The 19,783-nt window shown below is 48.6% G+C and carries 15 protein-coding genes; 7 read left to right on the forward strand and 8 right to left on the reverse strand.

Annotation, left to right across the window (positions count from 1 at the left end):
* Positions 1-128: 128 nt before the first annotated feature.
* Positions 129-3,188 (reverse strand): glycoside hydrolase family 3 N-terminal domain-containing protein, encoded by a 3,060-nt coding sequence (locus tag A8O23_RS16860; RefSeq protein WP_066623721.1) that lies wholly within the window; start codon positions 3,186-3,188, stop codon positions 129-131.
* Positions 3,189-3,343: 155 nt separating this feature from the next.
* Complete coding sequence (locus A8O23_RS16865) at positions 3,344-4,396, reverse strand: S66 peptidase family protein (RefSeq protein WP_066623723.1); 1,053 nt, start codon at positions 4,394-4,396, stop codon at positions 3,344-3,346.
* 210 nt (positions 4,397-4,606) lie between these two features.
* Between A8O23_RS16865 and A8O23_RS16870 the strand changes: the two genes are divergently transcribed.
* On the forward strand, positions 4,607-5,974 hold the full coding sequence (locus A8O23_RS16870) for a D-alanyl-D-alanine carboxypeptidase (protein ID WP_074988421.1): 1,368 nt from the start codon (positions 4,607-4,609) through the stop codon (positions 5,972-5,974).
* Between the two features lie 374 nt (positions 5,975-6,348).
* Here the strand turns inward: A8O23_RS16870 and A8O23_RS16875 are convergent, their stop codons facing one another.
* Positions 6,349-7,842 carry a glycosyl hydrolase family 18 protein gene (locus tag A8O23_RS16875; RefSeq protein ID WP_066623725.1) on the reverse strand — a complete coding sequence of 498 codons (1,494 nt, stop codon included), beginning with the start codon at positions 7,840-7,842 and terminating at the stop codon, positions 6,349-6,351.
* A gap of 81 nt (positions 7,843-7,923) precedes the next feature.
* Complete coding sequence (locus A8O23_RS16880) at positions 7,924-9,114, reverse strand: C40 family peptidase (protein ID WP_066623727.1); 1,191 nt, start codon at positions 9,112-9,114, stop codon at positions 7,924-7,926.
* 95 nt (positions 9,115-9,209) lie between these two features.
* Here A8O23_RS16880 and A8O23_RS16885 point away from each other — a divergent pair, with 95 nt between their 5' ends.
* The 3 genes from A8O23_RS16885 to A8O23_RS16895 all read left to right on the forward strand — a co-directional run bounded on the left by A8O23_RS16885 (position 9,210) and on the right by A8O23_RS16895 (position 13,051).
* Positions 9,210-10,061 (forward strand): hypothetical protein, encoded by an 852-nt coding sequence (locus tag A8O23_RS16885; protein ID WP_066623729.1) that lies wholly within the window; start codon positions 9,210-9,212, stop codon positions 10,059-10,061.
* Between the two features lie 87 nt (positions 10,062-10,148).
* Positions 10,149-10,631 carry a GNAT family N-acetyltransferase gene (locus tag A8O23_RS16890; protein ID WP_066623731.1) on the forward strand — a complete coding sequence of 161 codons (483 nt, stop codon included), beginning with the start codon at positions 10,149-10,151 and terminating at the stop codon, positions 10,629-10,631.
* Positions 10,631-13,051: a TonB-dependent receptor gene (locus A8O23_RS16895; RefSeq protein WP_082883126.1), complete on the forward strand. Its 2,421-nt coding sequence runs from the start codon at positions 10,631-10,633 to the stop codon at positions 13,049-13,051. The genes A8O23_RS16890 and A8O23_RS16895 overlap by 1 nt, the downstream gene beginning before the upstream one ends.
* Before the next feature lie 99 nt (positions 13,052-13,150).
* Here A8O23_RS16895 and A8O23_RS16900 read toward each other — a convergent pair whose 3' ends face one another.
* Complete coding sequence (locus tag A8O23_RS16900; protein WP_066623734.1) at positions 13,151-14,698, reverse strand: tetratricopeptide repeat protein; 1,548 nt, start codon at positions 14,696-14,698, stop codon at positions 13,151-13,153.
* Between the two features lie 259 nt (positions 14,699-14,957).
* Positions 14,958-16,250, reverse strand: coding sequence for a M20/M25/M40 family metallo-hydrolase (locus tag A8O23_RS16905; protein ID WP_066623859.1), 1,293 nt, complete (start codon positions 16,248-16,250; stop codon positions 14,958-14,960).
* A gap of 464 nt (positions 16,251-16,714) precedes the next feature.
* Between A8O23_RS16905 and A8O23_RS16910 the strand changes: the two genes are divergently transcribed.
* Entirely contained in the window at positions 16,715-17,077 is a 363-nt protein-coding gene (locus A8O23_RS16910) for a hypothetical protein (protein ID WP_066623736.1), read from the forward strand.
* Between the two features lie 74 nt (positions 17,078-17,151).
* Here the strand turns inward: A8O23_RS16910 and A8O23_RS16915 are convergent, their stop codons facing one another.
* Entirely contained in the window at positions 17,152-18,492 is a 1,341-nt protein-coding gene (locus A8O23_RS16915; RefSeq protein ID WP_066623738.1) for a DEAD/DEAH box helicase, read from the reverse strand.
* Positions 18,493-18,748: 256 nt separating this feature from the next.
* Here A8O23_RS16915 and A8O23_RS16920 point away from each other — a divergent pair, with 256 nt between their 5' ends.
* Together A8O23_RS16920 and A8O23_RS16925 are read left to right on the forward strand one after the other, a co-directional pair.
* Positions 18,749-19,258: a hypothetical protein gene (locus A8O23_RS16920; RefSeq protein ID WP_066623740.1), complete on the forward strand. Its 510-nt coding sequence runs from the start codon at positions 18,749-18,751 to the stop codon at positions 19,256-19,258.
* 2 nt (positions 19,259-19,260) lie between these two features.
* Entirely contained in the window at positions 19,261-19,461 is a 201-nt protein-coding gene (locus A8O23_RS16925; RefSeq protein ID WP_066623742.1) for a hypothetical protein, read from the forward strand.
* Positions 19,462-19,546: 85 nt separating this feature from the next.
* Here the strand turns inward: A8O23_RS16925 and A8O23_RS16930 are convergent, their stop codons facing one another.
* Positions 19,547-19,765 (reverse strand): hypothetical protein, encoded by a 219-nt coding sequence (locus tag A8O23_RS16930; protein WP_153042258.1) that lies wholly within the window; start codon positions 19,763-19,765, stop codon positions 19,547-19,549.
* Between the last annotated feature and the right edge of the window lie 18 nt (positions 19,766-19,783).

The following is a 19,783-nucleotide window of genomic DNA, read 5'->3' on the forward strand; positions in this document are numbered from 1 at the left end:
AAAATTTCTCTCTGTTTTCGGCCTCCTTTTCTGAAAAGAAGCCAAAAACAGAAAGGGGCGCTCTGGAAATTTCCAGAGCCGCCCCTTTCCAATATAAAGTCTAGCGTCTAAAATCTAACGTCAAACTACTAACGTCCACTACCAATAGCAGGAGCCGCCTGAGCTTTTTCAGCTTTGGCTTTCTCCATGGCATCATACACCACTTGCATCACGTTGGTGCGGGTGTTCATGCGGCTGAGGGTGGGGTTCTCGCGGGTGGGGTTCACACGGTTAGACAAGAAGAGGTAGACAATGTCATTTACCGGGTCAACCCAAGAGTAAATGCCTGTGAAACCAGTGTGCCCGAAGCTTTCTGCCGGAGCGCTTGGCGCAGCATTGCCGTTCTGGCTGCCCGGCTTAGACGGACGGTCAAAGCCCAGGGCGCGGTAATTTTCAGGGCAGAACTGACACTTGCTGAACGTTTCCACCACGCCATCGGCAATGATGCGGCGGCCAGCGTACTCACCATCTTGCAGGTACATTTGCATGACTTTGGCCAAATCATTGGCGTTGCCGAACAAGCCTGCGTGTCCGCTCACACCACCCAGCATAGAAGCACCTTCGTCATGCACGGTGCCATGCAGCAGTTCTTTACGGAACAAAGAGTCATACTCCGTAGGGACAATGCGCGACAATGGATAGTGTTGGTAGGCGTTGAATGTGAGCGTATGGGCGCCTAGTGGTTTGTAAATGTTTTCCTTCAGGTACGTCTCAAATTCCTGGCCAGTGATATTCTCTACCACTTTAGGTGCCAGTATGAAAGACAAATCAGAATACACATAACCAGGCTTTTCGTTCAACGGTGACTTGAAGATGGCATCATACACGCAGTTTTTCAGGTCTTTGTGCATGTACAGATTCTGCGACACTTTGTAGGGGAACTTAGCCGAGGAATCTGGTGAGAACGTGTTGCGCTTAAACTTGCCATTTTTTTCGTTTACCATGTCTCTCCAGAACGGAATCCAGCTTTTCAGGCGGGCCTGGTGCGTGAGAATGTCTCTGAACTTAAGGTTCTCTTTGTTCGTGCCCTTGGCCCATGGCAGGTACTCGCCCAGCGTGCGGTCTACATCAAAACGTCCTTCGCCGTTCAACTTCATGTAAGCAGCCAGTGAGGTGGTGATTTTGGTTACGGAAGCTAAATCGTAGAGGTCTGTGTTCTGAACCGGGGTTTCATTCTCATAGGTGTGGTACCCGAACGATTTCTGGTAAATCACTTTACCATCTTTGGCTACCAACACCTGCGCGCCTGGGGTGGCTCTGGCTGCAATGGCGGCGTGAACCAGTGAATCAATGCCGGCTAAGTCTTTTGAGTTCAGACCAACAGATTCAGGTACAGAATAAGCCAAGCGTAAACCTCCTTCGGTTTTCAAACCATCGCCCATCCGGAAAGCGCTGGACACATTTACCGGAAGTTTGCCTTTGGCACCCACACCGCCAAAGATAATTTGAGCAGCTACATCCTGCGTCAACTCATTCTCTTGGTAAGTGGCCAACACACCGTGGGCTTTCTCAATATCTTCAAAGCGGGTGAGGCTGTACACGTTACCAAACACACTCACCACTGTTGGCTTAGAACGGATAAGGTCTTTCAGAAACAGGTTCATTTCAGCGGTAATACCAAACGTGCCGTTACCCGATGCCTTCAGTTGCAGTCTGTGCACGCCCACCAGCACCACGTTATAATCTTTCAGCTGGTCTTTGAGCTGCTGCAAATCAGCTATAGACGCGGTAGGAGGCAGAAAGAAGGTGTCTACCTTGGCGTACCTTGACAAGCTGCGCTGAAACTCGGTTTCGCGGCTGGTGCCTAAACTCAGAGCGGCAATCTTTAGCGTGTCAAGCGCCTTGAGGGGCAGCAAATTTCCTTTGTTGCGGAGCAGCGTGATGGAAGCCTCGGTGAGCTGACGATTAATGTAATCGGCGCGGGGGCTGTTCAGGTCTTCAATTAGGTGTTCGGTTTCGATTGGCTCCCATTTGTCAAGGCCTACCCACTGCTTAGCGGCCAATACCCGGCGTACGCGCTCGTCAATTTCGGCTTGGGTAATTTCTTTGTTGGCGATGGCTTTTTTTACTTCCTCAATGGTTGTTTTCACATCCATGGTGTTCAAAAGCACATCGTTGCCGGCTAAAAGGGCCTTCACGTCAACAATACCGGGCTTGTAGAATTTGGCTACGCCTTGCATGTTCAAGGCATCGGTAAAGACCAAACCTTTGAACTTCATCTCATCCTTCAGTAAATCATTCACAATGCTTTTGGAAAGGGTAGAGGCAAGGTTGGGTGTGTTGTCCAGCACCGGAATGTTCATGTGCGCCACCATCAAACTACCCAAACCATTTTTCATGAGTTGACGGAAAGGGTACAGCTCTGTAGAATCAAGTCTAAGTTTAGAGAAGTGTAGCACGGGCAGGCCGTAGTGCGAGTCAACGTTGGTGTCGCCGTGGCCGGGGAAGTGTTTGGCGTTGGCCAGAATGCGGTTGTCCTGCATGCCTTTCATGTAGGCGATGGACTTGCTGGTAACATTGTATTTGTCTTCCCCAAAGGAGCGGAACCCGATAACTGGGTTGTTGGCGTTGTTGTTGATGTCAATCACCGGCGCGAAGTTCACGTGAATGCCCAGGCGCTTGGCCTGTCGGGCAATCTCGGCACCCATGTCATAAATGAGGCTTTCGTCTTCAATGCCACCCAAAGCCATCTGGTACGGGAACTTTGTAGTGCTATCTAAACGCATGGCCAGACCCCACTCGGCATCAATGGTAATCATGAGCGGTACCTTGCTTTCGCGCTGGTAGCGGTTGGTCATGTGCGCCTGCCGCACCGGTCCGCCCTGAAAGAAAATCAGGCCACCCACCTTGTAGTTAGTAATGAGCCGACTGATGGAGTCAATGTGCACCTGATTCTTGTTGGAGTATACCGGAATCATAATCAACTGCGCAATCCGCTCTTCTGGCGTTAGCGAATTGAACACAGAGTCCACCCATTTAGAGGCCACTGGAGCCAAGAATGGCGGGTCGGTCTTCGGGTTGAAGGCAGCTACCGCGGCTTTCTTGGCCGGAGCTGCTTTTTTCTTGTTTCTTTTCTGCGCCTGCACCTGAAACGAGCCTATCAACAGGAGCAAAATTAAGAGGAGGGAGAGGTTACGGTATTTTTTCAAAGCAATCAGTATATATGGAAAGGGTGGTACTACTTGTTTAGGTGTTTCAGGGGTGCTTTTTGAAAAACAGCCTGAAAACGGGTGTTATTTATGTTCACGTTTCGTCCCCTTCAAAGGGGGACTTATCGGGAATGTTTGCTTTAATTCTTTTCAGCTTACACCACCGCACTGTTCAACAAACGAATAGTTCCGGCTGTGGCGTCTATTTCGGCTTCTACCCCTACTGGTGTTGTGAACTTATGAGATATGTGGCCTATCATGGCGCCGGAGTACACCGGTACTTTCAAGGGCTGCAAATGTTGTTCCAGAACCTCCTCTAGAGTAAGCGAACCGTAACCGCCACCGGGGCCGCAATCGGTGCACTTTCCAAACACCACGCCTTTCACCTGGTCTAGCACGCCTGCCAGTTTCAGTTGGGTGAGCATGCGGTCAACGCGGTACACTTTCTCGTTGGTGTCTTCCAGAAACAAGATGCTGTCTTTCCAGGTGGGCAGGTAGTCAGAACCGATTATGGCAGTAAGTACCGTTAAATTGCCACCTACCAATGTGCCACGGGCGGTGCCGGGGGTAATGGTGGTAATGCGGTCTTTGGTGATGGTTAGGTTATCGCCAATTTCCTTTGGGTTTTCAAAAGTGGCTGCTGCGGCATCAAACAACACCTGCTTAAAAGAATCTACTGAGAATTTATTCCAGGTGGCTGAACCTACTGGGCCATGAAACGTCACTAAACCCGTTTTGGCATAGATAGCATTTAAAAGCGCAGTAATGTCAGAGTAGCCAATGAGGGGTTTTGGGTTTTTCTGGATGGTTTTATAATCTAAAAGCGGCAGCAATCGGGCGCAGCCCCAACCGCCGTGTATGGCCAAAATGCCCTGCACACTTTTATCGGCGAACATAGCGTTCACGTCTGCTGCGCGGGCTTGGTCGGTACCGGCCAGAGACCCCATACGGTCAAATACATGCTTGCCCAGCTTCACTTTCAGCCCCAAAGCTTCCATGCTTTCTTTGGTGATTTGCACAGTTTCTTTGCTAAACGCCGCTCCGGCCGGGCAAATCAGACCCACTGTGTCGCCAGGTTTCAGGCGCGGAGGCAGAATTGTCTTTGGGCTCTTATTGGCGGTAGCCACAGGAGAAAAGCCCAGAAGGGGAACGGCAGCGGCTGCCAAAGAAAGCGAAGCCAGTACATCGCGACGGGAGCGAGAAATCATGTTTGCCTGTTTGTGGTAATGAGTGAGCGAAACAAAGCCTTAAATTACAGACTTTGTTTTTCAGTAACGGAAATTTTGTCAGATTTTTATTACAAAGCCGCAGGTTGTTCTTAAAAAAAATTAAATTTCAGGTATCTGGAGAATTGTGTCTGAAATCTTCAGGAATAAAAGATAAATCTTTTACTTACGCTTCCCAAACACTGCCAAACTATGCGAACCCTTATTCATCTGCGCCAGTGGTGCTTTTTACCTTTGCTGAGCCTGCTGCTGCTTACCGGTTGTACTACTTCTAAAAACACGCCTGCAGCCTCAGTTGCTACGCCTCCGCCATATGGCCCTGATGTGATAAAGCAGCGCCTGCTACAGTCAGACAGCATCAATAACCGTTTCATTGGCTTTGCGCTGTATGACCCTGAGCTAGGTAAAATGGTGGTAGAGCATAATGTTGATAAATATTTTGTGCCGGCGTCTAACACCAAACTATTCACGTTTTATGCGTGCTTGAAAATGCTGGGAGATTCTATTCCGGCGCTTAAGTACGTGGTGCGCGGCGACTCACTCATTTTCTGGGGCACCGGCGACCCTACCTTCACGCACATGGATTTGAAAAATCAGGTGGCGTATGATTTCCTGAAAAACCGCAAGGAGAAGCTGTTTTACATAGAAACGCCCATGGCTAGTACACCCTTCGCCAACAACTGGGGCTGGGACGATTACAACTATTATTACCAGCCCGAGCGGAGCCCGTTCCCGGTGCACGGCAACATTGTGAAATTTATGCGCAGAGGCGGAGCAGAACAGCCCATTTCCGTCACACCATCAATGTTCAAGAAAAATGTGGCGGTAGATTCCTCCAGCTCTCCTTTCAGAGATGGCTTTCGCCGGGCCTGGCGCACGAATGACTTCACCTACTTCCCGAAGCACGCTTCCGCTACTTTCTCAACAGAGGTGCCTTTTATCTCTTCGCCGGACCTGACCGTGCGTTTACTAGCTGATACTCTGAAAAAGAAGGTGACGCTTCTCAAACGGCCATTGCCCCAGAACGGCACTACCTTTTATGGCTTACCAAGTGACAGCGTGTACAAGCGCATGCTGCAAGTGAGTGATAACTTGTTTGCCGAGCAACTGATGGTTCTTTGTTCCGGCACCTTGTCTGACACTCTTTCGGTAGAAAAAGCTATTCGGCACGTAGTCAAAAATTATCTTTCTGATTTGCCCGATGCCCCTGTTTGGGTAGATGGCTCCGGTTTGTCTAGCATGAACATGTTTACGCCGCGCAGTATCATTGCCCTACTCCAGAAGCTGCAGCAAGAGCGGCCCAATGAGCAGCAGTTACTGCCCATGCTAGCCACTGGCGGCCGCCCCGGCACTTTCCGGAGCATCTACAAAGCCGAACCGCCTTTTGTGTTCGGGAAATCTGGAACGCTGGCGCACGTGCACAACCAAAGCGGCTTTATCCGGACTAAAAGCGGAAAGCTGCTGCTGTATAGCTTCATGAACAATAATTTCAAAGGCAGTTCTTCTGATGTAAGAAATGAAATGGTCCGCATTATGACTGAGGTGCACGAGAAATATTAGAATTTATTTTGAGCCTGTTTTTCAGAAATCAGGCCCAAAACAGAAATAACAGAGGCCGATGTTTTTGCAATGCGCAGCAAGAACATAGGCCTTTTAAATTTGGCTTAAGTAGAGGGGCAGAATAACATAAAACCTATTTGTCATCCTGAAAGGATCTTGTGGCCAGCTGTAGTTGAATTGACAAAGCAACCTTCTATTTAGTTTATAGGGCAAGCAGACGTTTGGCTACTATAAACTATGGCAGACCAGAAGTTTTAGATTGAACCTGCGGATTTCGTTGATTAGGCTTTCCCTAAAAAAAGATGTTCCTGTTTTCGGGTTGCTTTTTCAAAAACAGCCCGAAAGCAGGAACATGAGAACGGTAACTTGAAAGCTTAGTCTACCACTACTACCCGGTGGGTGTTACTTCCTTTGGAGGTGGTAACTGTTAAGAAGTATACGCCGGCAGCCAAACCATCAGTGCTGATAGTTCCGGAGGAGCTAAGAACTGGAGTGGGGAATTGGCGGCCCAGTGCATCACGTAGCGCTAAGGCCATAGGTACGCCGCTCATTTTGTTGCTGAAGGAAAGCTGCTGCCCCCGTTTCACTGGGTTAGGATAAGCTACGCTTTGGCCTTCTTCCAATTCATCTGAGGCAGATAACGGAGCTGGCGGGAATTTTTCGCGGAGCAGGTTGTTCAACTCAGGGTTCTCCGGTGTGTTATCGTAACCAAGAGCCCAGATGCCTATGCCGGCTAGATTTTTCTCATTGACCAGGTCATATTTCAGCCCTAAGCTTTCCGCATCATCATAAAACACCTGAAACCATTGGCCGCTGCTGTTTTGGTAGGTGTAATACGGCACTCCGCCTTCGTTGCTCCATTTACGGCCGTACTGAGCAGCTTCTTCTTTGGCTACATTATACAATCTGGAAGTGGAGGCGGATATGCTGTTTTGAGTAGCAGAGGGAACTGTCCCTTTTTCAGTGGCCCAGCGGCGGCCGTAGTAAGGCACGGCTAGGAAGAGCTGGTCAGGAGATACACCTTTGTTCAAATACCAGTTCACAGAGTAAGTGACATTCAATGTAGAACCCCAGTAAGTCCATGAGCTGGCTTTCAATGGGGCGACTGGTCCGGCCTTCTCTGATCCTGCATAATGATAGTCATAGCCCATAATCAGGAAATCATCTACGCTGGTCATTTGGTTTACCATAAACACTTCCGTCCACTGAATGGCAGGTAGGGCAATAGATACTCTTGAACCCGGTATCTCGGCATGAAAACGGTCACCCAACTCGTTCATGAACTTAGTGAGGCTGTCGCGCTGGGCTACGCCTACAGATTCAAAGTCAATGTTCACGCCATCGGCGTTGCGGGCTTTCACTAAAGTAATAAGCTGGTTGATCAGGTTTTTCTTGCTGCTTGGGCTGTTAAGCAGTTTGGCGTTATTGGAGTTTCCGAAGTTGGTAACCGTAAGCACTACCTTTGTGCCTGCCGCATGAGCAATGTCTACCAAATCAGTAGAAAGCCAGCTATGAATTGTGCTGTATCCGCCTGTGTTTGGGTTTACTTCATATGAGAAGTAGGCAATAGTGCTAATGTTGTTGTAGTCGTAGGTACGGTAAGCGGTTCCTAACCAATATGGGTGCCAACCAAACACTTTTTTTAAGAGAGGTTGCCCCGTTCTACGGTAAGTGCTGAAAGTAGCAGATGCTTTTTTGGTAGCTTCTGTGTCACGGCCTAATGCATGGTCATATTCTGCATCAGTCTTAAAATCTAGATGCCTGTATTGGGCTGCCTGTTCCTGGTGAACAGACTGGGCCTGCACAGAAGCGGCGGCTCCGCTTAGTAGCAGGCAAAGCAAAAATGATAAACGTAAAATTCTTTTCATGATAGTTAGGTTAGAGGCGGAGAGGTAATTATTGACAAATTATTAAAAAAAAATTACCAACTCCGCCATTAACCTTAAATTTTATTGATAAAGAGCAGCAGTGCGTAAGTCAAGTAAAGTAGCTTGCGAAGATATGCGCTTGGCTCTCAGAAAACGCTTAAGCTCAGGCTCATCAAAATTTGGAGCGGATGGATCCATGCTGCTGATACGTACCCGGCCAGCGGAATGAATGAACTCGTTGTTGCCAATCCACATACCCACGTGCACTACCCGCTCACCACGACCATCTTTGGCCGGTGAACCGAAGAACAGCAAATCGCCGGGGCGCATGTTCTGGAAACCATCTTTGGTATCAATCAGCTCACCCACGTGCACTTGCTGAGAGGCATCGCGGGGCAAGACCAGACCGTTCATGAAATAAACTGTTTTGGTAAAGCCGCTGCAGTCTACGCCTTTGAAAGAAGTACCGCCCCACAAGTAAGGCAAGCCCAGTAATTTCTTAGATGTTTCAACCAAATTCTGCTCAGTCGGCTGGCGGGTAGCAGCCCATTTTGCATATTTTTCCGCTTCTTTCTCTGAGACAAAAGCGGTACGGCCATCGGGAAACTCCACTTCAAAGAAGCCTTTCCCCTGATTTTTCACCACCATCACATCCCCATAAACTAAATCTGAAACTGTGGCGCTTTGTGTGGTAGGGGTAGCGTAAGCAAAACCGTATGGTTGGGTGTATAGCAATTTCTCACCAGCCTGCCATTTGGCAAAAGCCGCTTGATCCATAAGTTTAATGCCGCTGCCGTCTACCCAAGAAAGATAATGGTCAGGAGTCTGTACCAAGTACCAGCCGCTCTGTGCTTTCCAAACTTTCAAGGGAGTGCCCATGGTGGCTTGAGTGGCCAGTTCAGCGGGATGCTTAGGCTCTGAGCGTAAATTCGCCACCGACAATGTTACCACTGCCTGATGCTTGCCCTCCAGCTCTGCTTCCGGTAGCACCGCTATGCTGTCTTGGTAAGAAATGCCAGCGGTACGTAATCTCTCAAGCAATGCAGCCTTGGCTTGGGGCATATTGGTTTCACCGGTGAGCACGGCACCCTTGGCAGACACATTGAAAAGCGCTACTCTTTTATCGGGGGCAAACTGCTGGCGAACAGCCTCTACATGAGAGGTGGCGGCAGAAGAAGGGGCAGAAACGGCAGAAGTTGCCTCTGGGGTAGGCTTGCGTCCGGCGCAGGCCATCAGAAAGCTTAACAGTAGGAGGTAGGAGTTTTTTTTCATGGATAGTACAGGTCAGTGGGCCGAAATATATGGCTTTTGCGCTTTATTCTGAACAGGAGAATAGCAGAACTCGTTCCGCATGCTTATTTTAGGGAATGAATGAATTCAGAAAAGAAGCTGTTTTTGGCTCGTTTTTCAAAAATCAGCTTCTAAATAGTTTATTGTCTCTTGGGGTTTGCCTGGCGTTGTGGCAATGCGCTAAACCACCGCTTGCGCAGGAAAGCAAGCTGACAGGGCCGCAGGTAATAGAGGCTGTAGCACCGCTTGCGCCAGCAGACCGAGACGCTTTTGTACTGGAGCAATTGTTGAAAGAAGGGAATGGTCCAGATTTTCTGCGCCACACCAAACGCGTTCCTCTCGTTGCCCTTGGTCCGGAAGGTGACACATTGCGAGGCTACTGTTACGCTATTTTAGATTATTTGGCGGTTGGGGGTGATAATAATTTTGTGCGGATGCCTCTGCAGCCGCAATCTGCTCAGGCTGTTGCTCAGGCCTGGAGCTGTACATTGCCTACCCGTAAGGTGGTAGATGCCATTTATGCCGCCGCTGATCTAAAGCTGGAACCACGGCCACTGACCGAAAACCGTGACAGCGCCCTTACATTTCTGCAACACAACCAAATTATTCAGCAACAGCTAAAAGGAAAACATAAGGGAAAACTTATTGCAGGGCATAAAAAGGATGTTGTGCTCAGCCCGCGGTTACTAAATCCTGAAAACACTGATCGGGTGGCAATTTACGGTTGGCATAAAAAAGACGGTAAGCCTATTCAGCCGCTTTACTTGTGTCATCTGGCTTCGTACACAGACTACAGTCACGGTATAAGGCTGGTTTTAGACCGCTTTGAGGTGAATGGGCAAGTTTACACCATGCAGCAGCTTTTAGCAGACCCTATGTATAGCCGGTTAGTGTGCGACGAAGAAATTTGCGAGCCCGTGCGGTACTAATCTTCCTGTTTTTGGTCTGTTTTCAGGAAAACGGGCCGGAAATAGAAAGGCGGGTTCTTTATCTTTGTGGTTTACTTTTTCTGCTTTATGACCACTACTGCATCTGCTCCGGCTGTATCTATTATAGATTATACCCCCGCCCACGCCACCCACTTCCGTAGCCTGAACCAAGCCTGGATTGAGCGTTACTTTGAAATGGAAGAGCTGGATCACAAATCTTTGGGCGACCCAGACGGGTACATCATTAGCAAAGGAGGCCATATTTTCATGGCCGAATACAACAGTGAAGTTGTTGGCACCTGCGCTCTCATCAAAGTAAACGACATTACGTTTGAACTGGCTAAAATGGCCGTGACTGATAAAGTGCAGGGACTGAAAATAGGTAAACGTCTGGGCGAGGCGGCAATTCAAAAAGCGAAAGAGTTAGGGGCAGAGACTTTATTCCTGGTTTCTAACCGGCGGCTAGAAACAGCCCTGCATTTGTACCACAGGCTCGGGTTTGTGGAGGTGCCGGAAGACCTTCAGGAGTACAAACGCGCCGATATAAAAATGGAAATGTTTCTCAAGTAATGGCAAACTGTTCTCTGAAAGGTTGGGTGGCCGTGTTGCTGTTGGTTTTGCCATTGGGTGTATTTGGTCAGCGGATACAGATACTGGATAAAACCAATTTGCAGCCTTTAGCTGGTGTGCGGGTGGTAACCCTACCGGCGGGTGAGGGATTCTTGACCGATGCCAAGGGATTTGTTTCGGTAACAGGTTTAAATATGAACGATAGCCTCAGGTTTGATCGTTTCGATTACCAATCCAGAACGGTGGCCGTTTCACAGTTGAATACGTTGCAGAGCCGAATATTCTTAACAGAGCGCAGCTTTTCATTAGAAGAAGTGGTGGTGTCTGCGAGTAAGTTTGAGGAGAAGCGGGCCGATGTGCCGCAGCAAATTCAGGTGATCAAGGCGAAAGAACTGGCGTTCCAGAACAACCAAACCACCGCCGATGTGCTGCAGCAAACCGGACAGGTGCTGGTGCAGAAAAGCCAGGCTGGCGGCGGAAGCCCCATCATCAGGGGCTTTGAAGCAAATAAAGTGCTGATGGTAGTAGACGGCGTGCGGTTAAACAATGCCATTTACCGTGGCGGGCATTTGCAAAACGTAATCACCATTGATAATGCGGCGCTGGAGAAAGTGGAGGTGGTGTTCGGGCCTGGTTCTGTCGTGTATGGCTCCGATGCCCTTGGCGGCGTAGTGCATTTCTACACAAAGAACCCGGTACTCACTGACACCGCCGGCACGTTGGTAACCGGAAACGCCTTTACCCGCTACGCCACTGCCAACCATGAGAAAACAGGGCATGTGAATGTTTCGGTAGGCGGCCGCCGGTGGGGGAGTTTTACCAGCCTCACGTATTCTGATTTCAGTGACCTGCGGCAAGGAGCCAACCGTAATCCGTTTTACGGTGATTGGGGACTGCGGCCATTTTACGCCGAGCGGCAGAACGGGCAGGATATCATGGTGCCTAACGAGAATATCAATGTGCAGAAGCAAAGCGGCTACCGGCAGTATGATGTACTGCAGAAGGTGTTGTTCAAACCCTCGGCCACAACGTCTCACCTGCTCAACCTGCAATACTCCACCTCTTCCAATATTCCACGCTACGACCGCCTTTCTGAAATAAACGATCTAGGCCATCTCAACCATGCGCAGTGGTATTACGGGCCGCAGGAGCGCCTTTTGGCCGCCTATACATTTAATACGCAGGGCAGGGGCTGGTTAGAGAACCTGAGACTTACCGCCGCTTACCAGCACATTGAAGAATGTCGCCACAACCGTCGTTTCGGGAGAAGCTTGCTGCAGAACCGGTTTGAACAGGTAGACGTGTACACCTTCAACGTCGATGCCAGCCGCCTGCTAGGGGAGCACGAATTACGCTATGGCCTGGAAGGAACCTATAATGATGTCCGCTCCGCTGCCCACGGCACCGATCTAACTACCGGAGAGCAAGACCCCCTTGACACCCGCTATCCTGGGGGTGGCTCCTCTATGTACTCGGCGGCTGCCTATTTCACCCATACCTGGGAAATCTCTCCCCGCTGGATTTTTTCTGACGGCATCCGGTTAAGCCGCGTAGGCTTGCAGGCTGATTTCTCCAGTGACAAAACGTTCTTCCCATTTCCGTTTAGTGAGGTTGAGCAAAACAACACCGCCCTGAACGGCAACGTGGGTCTGGTCTTTCAGCCGGGGCAGGAGTGGCGCTTTACTGGCGTGCTTTCCTCGGGATTTAGAGCACCTAACATTGATGACCTCGGCAAAGTGTTTGAATCGGTGGCGGGTCAGTTGATTGTGCCTAACCCAGACCTGAAGCCGGAATACACTTACAATGCGGAACTATCGGTTGGGAAAACCATTGCGCAGCAGGTGCGGGTAGAAGGCACGGGCTTTTACACTTGGTACCGCAATGCCATCACCACACAACCTTTCGTGTTTCAGGGGCAGTCAGAAATTGAGTATAACGGCCAGCTAAGCAGAGTAACTGCCAATGTGAATGCAGGCAAAGCTTATGTCTACGGTTTCAGCGGCTCCCTCTCCGCTGATGTCACTCCCGCTTTCCGCCTCTCTTCCACGCTTACTTACACCTATGGCCGTATTCAGAGAGAGCCTGCCAATATTCCGCTAGACCATATACCACCTGTGTACGGCAAAACCAGCTTCTTCTTGACGTTACCCAAGTTTCGCTCTGAATTCTTTGTACAGTACAACGGCTGGAAGCGCCTGGAAGATTACAACCCTGTAGGCGAAGACAATCTGCAATACGCTACACCTGAAGGAGTACCGGCATGGTATACCCTCAATTTACGCACCGCCTACCAAGTGCATCCGCGGGTGCAGGTACAGGCTGCGCTGGAAAACATTTTAGACCAGTTTTACCGCGTGTACGCCTCGGGCATCAGTGCGCCCGGCCGTAATTTCATGCTTACCGTGCGAGGGAATTTTTAAAGAAGAAGAGCAGCATTTTCGGCCTGATTTTGAAAAAGTAGGTCTAAAATAGAAATTCAGCTACTACAGAGCCCTGAAGGCTAAGTAGGGAGATGTCATTTAATTGGCTGCCGTCTTTGAGGGGGCTGAAGGTACTTCAAAGCCTAGCTTCCACAGCATATTTCGGGCATCAGAGTTACCTTGCAAAGCAGCTTTTCGCCAGAGTGTAATTGCGGACATACTGCTTACCGGAATCCCTTTGCCGTAGTAGTACATATTGGCTAAATGATTTTGAGCGAAGGCGTTGTTTTGGTCGGCCGCTTTCTTGAACCACTGGGCAGCCTGCTGAAAGTCTTTTTCCACTCCTTTTCCCTCTAAGTAAAAGTAACCGAGCTGTGCTTGGGCTATGTGTTCTCCCTGGGCAGCGGCTTTCCTGAACCACTTTATGGCTGTCGGCATATCTTGCGGTACTTCAAAATCATTGTAGTAGATAAAACCTAATTGGGTTAGAGCTTTGCCTACGCCTTTGTTGCCGGCTACTTCAAACCATTTCAGGGCTTTCTTTAGGTCTTGCACATCAGGTAGGTTTGGGTCAGGGTAGAGGTAAGCGTTGTAGTGAAGATAAGCTAACCTCATGATGGCATCTGTGTTCCCTTTCTTAGCCAACTTCTGGTACCAAATGCTTGCCCATTCCTTGTCTTTTTCTACTCCTTTGCCCAGCTCAAACGCAAGCGCTAAGCTGTACTGAGATTTTTCAAGCTCGCGTTCAGCGCCCAGCATGTACATGTTAAACGCTTCTGCCTCGTTCTTTTTCACTCCCAAGCCATTTGCATACATATAGCCTAGGTTATGGATGGCTTTGGCGAAACCATCTTTGGCCGCTCTTTGAAACCAAGTGAAGGCGGCTTTCTCATCTTTTTTCACGCCCTGTCCTTTTTGGTAAGCCACGCCTACGTTGTATTCGGCGCTGGCATAGTCTTGCTGTGCGCCAATGCTGCTATAGTGAAAGGCTTTTTCATGATTTACTGGCAGGTTCATTAGTCCCTCACTATAAGCGGTGCCTAGGCGAGTGGCCCAGAAATATTGGTTGCTGTCGGCTCTGGCCTGTATGGCAGGTAGGGCTACTTGCTCCAGCGCATAGGCCTTTTTGACGTTCTTTTTAACGCCCAATCCTCCTCGGTATAATTGACCTAGCCCGTAGTTGGCTTTCACATCGCCGGCGGCCACGCCTTTGGTGTAGTTTTTAAAGGCGAGGTCATATTGTTTGGATACGTGCTCGCCATTCTGGTGCATTCTGCCTAAAAAGTAGAAGGCTTCTGGGTGGTTTTCAAGAGCAGCTTGGGTGAATTTTTCAAAGGCAATGGCAAATTGGCTGAGCCGATAAGCTTCTAAACCTTCTTCAAACGCAGTGGATTTTTTGGTTGCTGTTGCACTGGCTGCCGTAGAATCAGAGGAGAGTGTTTGTGCCTGTTGATCTGAATCAGTTTGAAAGCTTTTTAAATAGGTCTGCAGCTGTCCGGCTGTCACTGAGGAGAGCTTGCCGCTATAGAGTAAATAGCTGGCTGTGCCGGTTGCAACAAGAAGGAGACACAGGAGCAACAGCCACTTTGTGCGGCTCTTTTTCTTCTGCGTCTGAGAGGGTGGGTCTGTGTTTAGAGATGGGGCCACAGCTACTATTTTAGTTTTCCTTCTGGAGTAAGAATAAAACTACATCAACAGACTAATAACGGTAGGGCGATTGAAGGTAATATTAAATGAAGATACTATTTTAGGACGAGATACCTGAAGATTAAGTTTTTGTTTCTCTGTGTCTGACAGAAGCAGAGAAAACTGCATTGGAACAGTACTTACGAAAAATCCTGTTCTAACGCAGCTTTCCATTTATTCTACAGCAAAAGCAGCCAGAAAATGTGCAACGGATAAACTCTTATTGCACCTGTGTTTTATCTACCCTTGAAGGAGTTCTTTTGCCATCAACAAAATCTTTGGCGCCCATGGCAATGGCTTTGATCATGTTGGTCATATGGGCCAAATCAAGGCTTTCTACCTCATCGTCAACGGAGTGGTAGAGTTTGTCTTGGTCTATTTGCACCGAAGAAATGGTGTGAGCCGGTACGCCCAAGCGGGCTAAAGTGGCGTTATCTGAACGGTAGAACAGGTTTTGGCTGGGGTACGGGTCTGGGTGAAAACTGTAGGGTGTGCCTTTTACCGCCCCTTGCAGCAGCGGGCCAAAGTCTGACTTATCAAAGCCGGTGATGTAGGCGGTGTTAGGCCCGAACTTAGAGCCTTTGCCAATCATCTCAATGTTGAACATGGCTACAATTTCATCGGGGTTTAGTTGCTTAGAGAAATACTGCGATCCGTAGCCTCCAATTTCCTCGGCGGTGAAGGTTACAAAAATAAGCGTGCGCTCCGGTTTACGTTGTTTCTTGAAATGTTTAGCCAGCGTAATAACGGCAGTGGTACCAGAGGCATCGTCATCGGCACCGTTGGCAATAGAATCACCTTCCACCGGTTTTTGAATACCTATGTGATCATGATGGCCAGAGAAGACAACATATTCATTTTTGCGCTTGCCTGGTATCATGCCCGCCACGTTAGCCAAAGACATTTCTTCTACCTCGTTTTCAATCTCCACTTCAAAAGAGCGTACCTCCGTAAGCGGAGAGAGCACAAATACCATAGTAGGGCCTTTGCCTACCTCGGTTACAGGGCTTGCTTGCCTGAAGTAGTTGGCGTACCGGTTAAACATGCTTTGGTGCTTGGGGTGCACCATCACCAGAACGTCTTTCTGTTGCTGACGAGCTTTGTTGATGCCTTGTCTGAAATCATCGTTTTCGCCAATGAAGACAGGCTCTGGCGCATTTTCTTCCCACTCCACCTCACGGCTTGACGTGCTGTAGAAAAAGTTTTCCGGTGCTATTTCTTTTCCGTTGATCTCTACTTCGGCTTCCTGTGGTTTGAGCCGGAACATTTTGAACTCCTGCTTGAAATCAGAGTCACCGGGTAAGGGTTTCAGGCCTATTTTCTTGAATTCAGCAGAAATAAAATCTGCGGCTTTTTCTATGCCGGGAGTAAAGGTCTGGCGGCCCATCATGTCATCGGCGGCCAGTGTGCGGATAATACGCTCCACCTCTTTTTGCTGAATATGCTTTTGGGCAAAGCTGGGGGTAAATGGCAATACTGCCAAGCCAAGGAAAAGGGCTTTTTTCAAGATCATGGGTTTGTGTTTTAGGCTAGATGACTTGCGCGTGGCCTTTAGCTTTGCAGCAAAAGGGTTAACGTCTACTATTAGTCTCTTCAAAGTTAAAAATCTTACCATAAGTCTACGGGCTGTTTCGGTAAATTTCATGAAGGAGGGGTGGTAATGTATTTGAAAGAAAGAGTTTGCATCTGTTTTATGCCTGATTTCTGAAAAACAGGCTTAAAACAGAAGCAACATTAGTTTTCCCCTAAACATAATAAAGGCTTCTTATAGTGGTATCACCAATAATTGGAGTGGGTTTTAAGGGTTGGTATGGAGGTAGCTAAAAAATTGTAAAAAAAAATAGAAGTCTACGCAACCATTCAGGCTAATTCCCGATAGAATAGATTCCCCCTCTCTTGAGTAGTGGGCAGGATGGCGGGTTTTCAAAAGCCCGTGCCTGAAGAAACGATAATTATTAATTTTTAACTATTACAACTATGGAAAACAGAACCAATCAATCAGCTCAGGCTACTTCATACGATCAAGATTCAGCTAAAGACCAAATGACCCCTAATTCTAACGGACAAGGCGGCATGATGGACTCTATCACCGGAAAGCTGAGCAACATTCAGGTGCCAGATGCAGTGAAAAACATGCAGTTGCCGCAAGGAGTGAAAGATTTAGGAACTACAGTTTCTAGAAGCATTGGTAGCTTGACTACTACCCAAAAAGTAATTGGAGGTGCCGCTCTGGCGCTAGGTGCTACCTACTGGGCAGCAACCTCAAAAGGCTGGATGGGCATGGGAAAAGCTGCTAAAGCCAGAACTACCACAACTGGTACTAAAATCAAACGCGCATAAGCAGTTAAATTAACTGCCCTTAAAACAAAAAGAGCCAGACACAACAGTGTCGGCTCTTTTGTTTTAAGGGGGAATTATCTTCGGCCGCTTCGGTTACCGCCTGAAGACCGTCGGTCTCTGTTGCCGCCTCCGCCTTGGCTAGAGCCTTGAGCTTGGGCAGGCTGTCTGTTGCCTTGGCCGCCGCCGGTGCGGGGGCCACGTCTCTGGCTACCGCCGCTGTTGCCTCCGCCGGAGCGGACTTTGTCAGTGGCGCGGCCTCCGGCTATCGGTAATTTTTCCAGTTTGGCTTGAAACGGATGGTCCTTCTCCACCGGAATGGTTTGCTTGGTCAGGCGTTCAATATCGCGTAGGTAAGGCAGTTCGGTGTCATCACAGAAAGAAAGAGCTAATCCTTCGGCTCCGGCGCGGCCGGTACGGCCAATGCGGTGCACGTACGTTTCAGGCTCGTTGGGCAGGTCTACATTTATTACGTGGGTAAGGTCATCTACGTCAATGCCACGGGCGGCAATGTCGGTAGCCACCAACGCCTGCAGCTCATTGTTCTTGAATTGAGTAAGCGCCTTTACGCGGGTGCTCTGAGCCTTGTCGCCGTGAATAGATTGAGCCGAAATGCCTGCTCTAGATAAATCTTTGGCTATGCGGTCGGCGCCGTGTTTAGTACGGGAGAAAACTAACGCTCTTGAAATGCCTCCCTCTTTCAACAAGTGTTTTAGCAAAGCGCGTTTCTCCATTTTGTCAACGAAGTACACTTTCTGCTCAATTTTTTCAGCGGTACTTGAAACTGGCGTTACCTCTACATACACTGGGTCACGAAGTATGCTGCTAGACAGTTTCTGTATTTCCTGAGGCATGGTAGCTGAAAACAACAGGGTCTGGCGGTCTGTCGGTATCTTATCAATCACTTTGCGCACATCATGAATAAAGCCCATGTCCAGCATGCGGTCGGCCTCGTCCAAGATAAAGGTCTGAATGAATTTGAGCGAGAGCAGGCCTTGGTTCATTAAGTCCAACAAGCGTCCGGGCGTGGCTACCAAAATATCTACCCCTCGTTGTATCTTCTCTACCTGCGGCACCTGGCCCACACCTCCAAAAATGACGGTGTGCTTTAATTTGGTATGGCGGCCATAGGCTTCAATGCTTTCGCCAATTTGCAGGGCCAGTTCACGGGTTGGGGTTAAAATAAGAGCTCTGATGGCTTTGGCCGGCTGAGCCGGTCCAGCCTGGTGCAGCCGTTGAATTAGAGGCAAGCTGAAAGCGGCTGTTTTGCCGGTTCCGGTTTGGGCGCAGCCCAGCAAATCTTCGCCGTTCAATACGGGCGGAATAGCTTGTTCCTGAATAGGGGTTGGGTTGGTGTAACCTTCTTCTTGCAGTGCCTGCAGAATAGGTTCTATTAAATTAAGTTCTAAAAATGTCATTTTGATTTGTAACGGCCGACGTGTTTTTGGCCAGAAATGAAATGAGGACAATGGCGCCCTTGTCTATAAGACGCAAAGATAGGTAAAAAGATTCAGTCTGCGTTTTTAGCCTGTTTTGTTGAAACTAGCTAATAATCAGAATATAAGTACAAGCTGATCTGCTGAAAAGTAAACTTTCATCTCTAATTCCGTTTAATGAAAAGGAGCCGCTATTTAAGTAGCTGCTGTATAACTATGACAATAAGCAACCGAAACTATGGGCAAAGACAAAAAAGATAAAAAGAAAAAGAAGACCAAGAAAGTCTCAAAAAAGCGTTTGAGCAGGTGGTTGAGAGCCAGTCTTAGCGGTTTAGCTGGCGCTGTGGCGGTTACGGCCGTGCATGAAGCTGTGCGCAGGTTTTACCCCAAAGCACCCCGCATGGATATATTGGGCATGAGGGCCATCTCCAAAGGATTGCACTTGGCAGGCCAAACGCCACCTGAAAATGATAAACTACATACCTGGTCTTTAGTGGGTGATATCATCTCAAACAGCGTGTACTACAGCTTGGTGGGATCAGATAAAAAAGCCCTTTGGCGGGGCTCCTTGCTAGGTGCGGCTGCCGGCATAGGTGGTGTTTTACTGCCCGGCCCAATGGGCTTAGGCACCGCCCCCAGTAACCGCACCCGCGAAACACAGGCTTTGACCATTGGCTACTACTTTATGGCAGGCTTAGCAGCTGGAGTAGCAGCTAAGTGGCTACGTAAAGTGAAAGTGAAGAAGTAAAATTGCTCAATAATTTAAAAGCCTGTTTTAAGGTTGGTTTTAGAAAATCAGCCTTAAAACAGGCTTTTGCTTATGTTGGTGAGTTGTCAACTCTTTTTGCCAGAGCCGCTCTTGTTGCCACCACCATCTTGTTTGTTTACGGTAGCCCAAGCTCTTTTCTCGGCCTCTTCATGGCTTACGCCGCGCTTTTCAAAAAGATTTAATTAAGGTATTAGAAATAGAATGGTGCAAAAAAGGAAGAACACTTATAGCGTCCCTCCTTTTTTATAAATTAGGTGGTGTTATATTTTAGCGAGTAGAGTCAGGCGGCAAAGTTGTGTTGGTAGTATCAGTGGTAGTGCCGGTGGTGTTATCCATTGTGCCAGTTGTACCAGTAGTACCATTTTCAGTGCTCATGTCAGTGGTAGTGGTGTCAGTGGTTGACTCAGTGGATCCAGAGCATGAGGTTAAGGCTGATGCAGCAATAAAAGCAGCAGCAGCAAAAACATTGAACATTGTCTTTTTCATAGTTTTAACAGTTTTAGA

The sequence above is a fragment of the Rufibacter roseus genome, assembly GCF_001647285.1.
Lineage (GTDB): Bacteria > Bacteroidota > Bacteroidia > Cytophagales > Hymenobacteraceae > Nibribacter > Nibribacter roseus.

What these genes read in the sequence shown, in the direction of transcription:
- A8O23_RS16865 (WP_066623723.1), bottom strand. Translation starts at nt 4,396, where the DNA reads ATGATTTCTCGCTCCCGTCGCGATGTACTGGCTTCGCTTTCTTTGGCA.
- A8O23_RS16880 (WP_066623727.1), bottom strand. Translation starts at nt 9,114, where the DNA reads ATGAAAAAAAACTCCTACCTCCTACTGTTAAGCTTTCTGATGGCCTGC.
- A8O23_RS16875 (WP_066623725.1), bottom strand. Translation starts at nt 7,842, where the DNA reads ATGAAAAGAATTTTACGTTTATCATTTTTGCTTTGCCTGCTACTAAGC.
- A8O23_RS16920 (WP_066623740.1), top strand. Translation starts at nt 18,749, where the DNA reads ATGGGCAAAGACAAAAAAGATAAAAAGAAAAAGAAGACCAAGAAAGTC.
- A8O23_RS16890 (WP_066623731.1), top strand. Translation starts at nt 10,149, where the DNA reads ATGACCACTACTGCATCTGCTCCGGCTGTATCTATTATAGATTATACC.
- A8O23_RS16870 (WP_074988421.1), top strand. Translation starts at nt 4,607, where the DNA reads ATGCGAACCCTTATTCATCTGCGCCAGTGGTGCTTTTTACCTTTGCTG.
- A8O23_RS16915 (WP_066623738.1), bottom strand. Translation starts at nt 18,492, where the DNA reads ATGACATTTTTAGAACTTAATTTAATAGAACCTATTCTGCAGGCACTG.
- A8O23_RS16885 (WP_066623729.1), top strand. Translation starts at nt 9,210, where the DNA reads ATGAATGAATTCAGAAAAGAAGCTGTTTTTGGCTCGTTTTTCAAAAAT.
- A8O23_RS16930 (WP_153042258.1), bottom strand. Translation starts at nt 19,765, where the DNA reads ATGAAAAAGACAATGTTCAATGTTTTTGCTGCTGCTGCTTTTATTGCT.
- A8O23_RS16895 (WP_082883126.1), top strand. Translation starts at nt 10,631, where the DNA reads ATGGCAAACTGTTCTCTGAAAGGTTGGGTGGCCGTGTTGCTGTTGGTT.
- A8O23_RS16905 (WP_066623859.1), bottom strand. Translation starts at nt 16,250, where the DNA reads ATGATCTTGAAAAAAGCCCTTTTCCTTGGCTTGGCAGTATTGCCATTT.
- A8O23_RS16910 (WP_066623736.1), top strand. Translation starts at nt 16,715, where the DNA reads ATGGAAAACAGAACCAATCAATCAGCTCAGGCTACTTCATACGATCAA.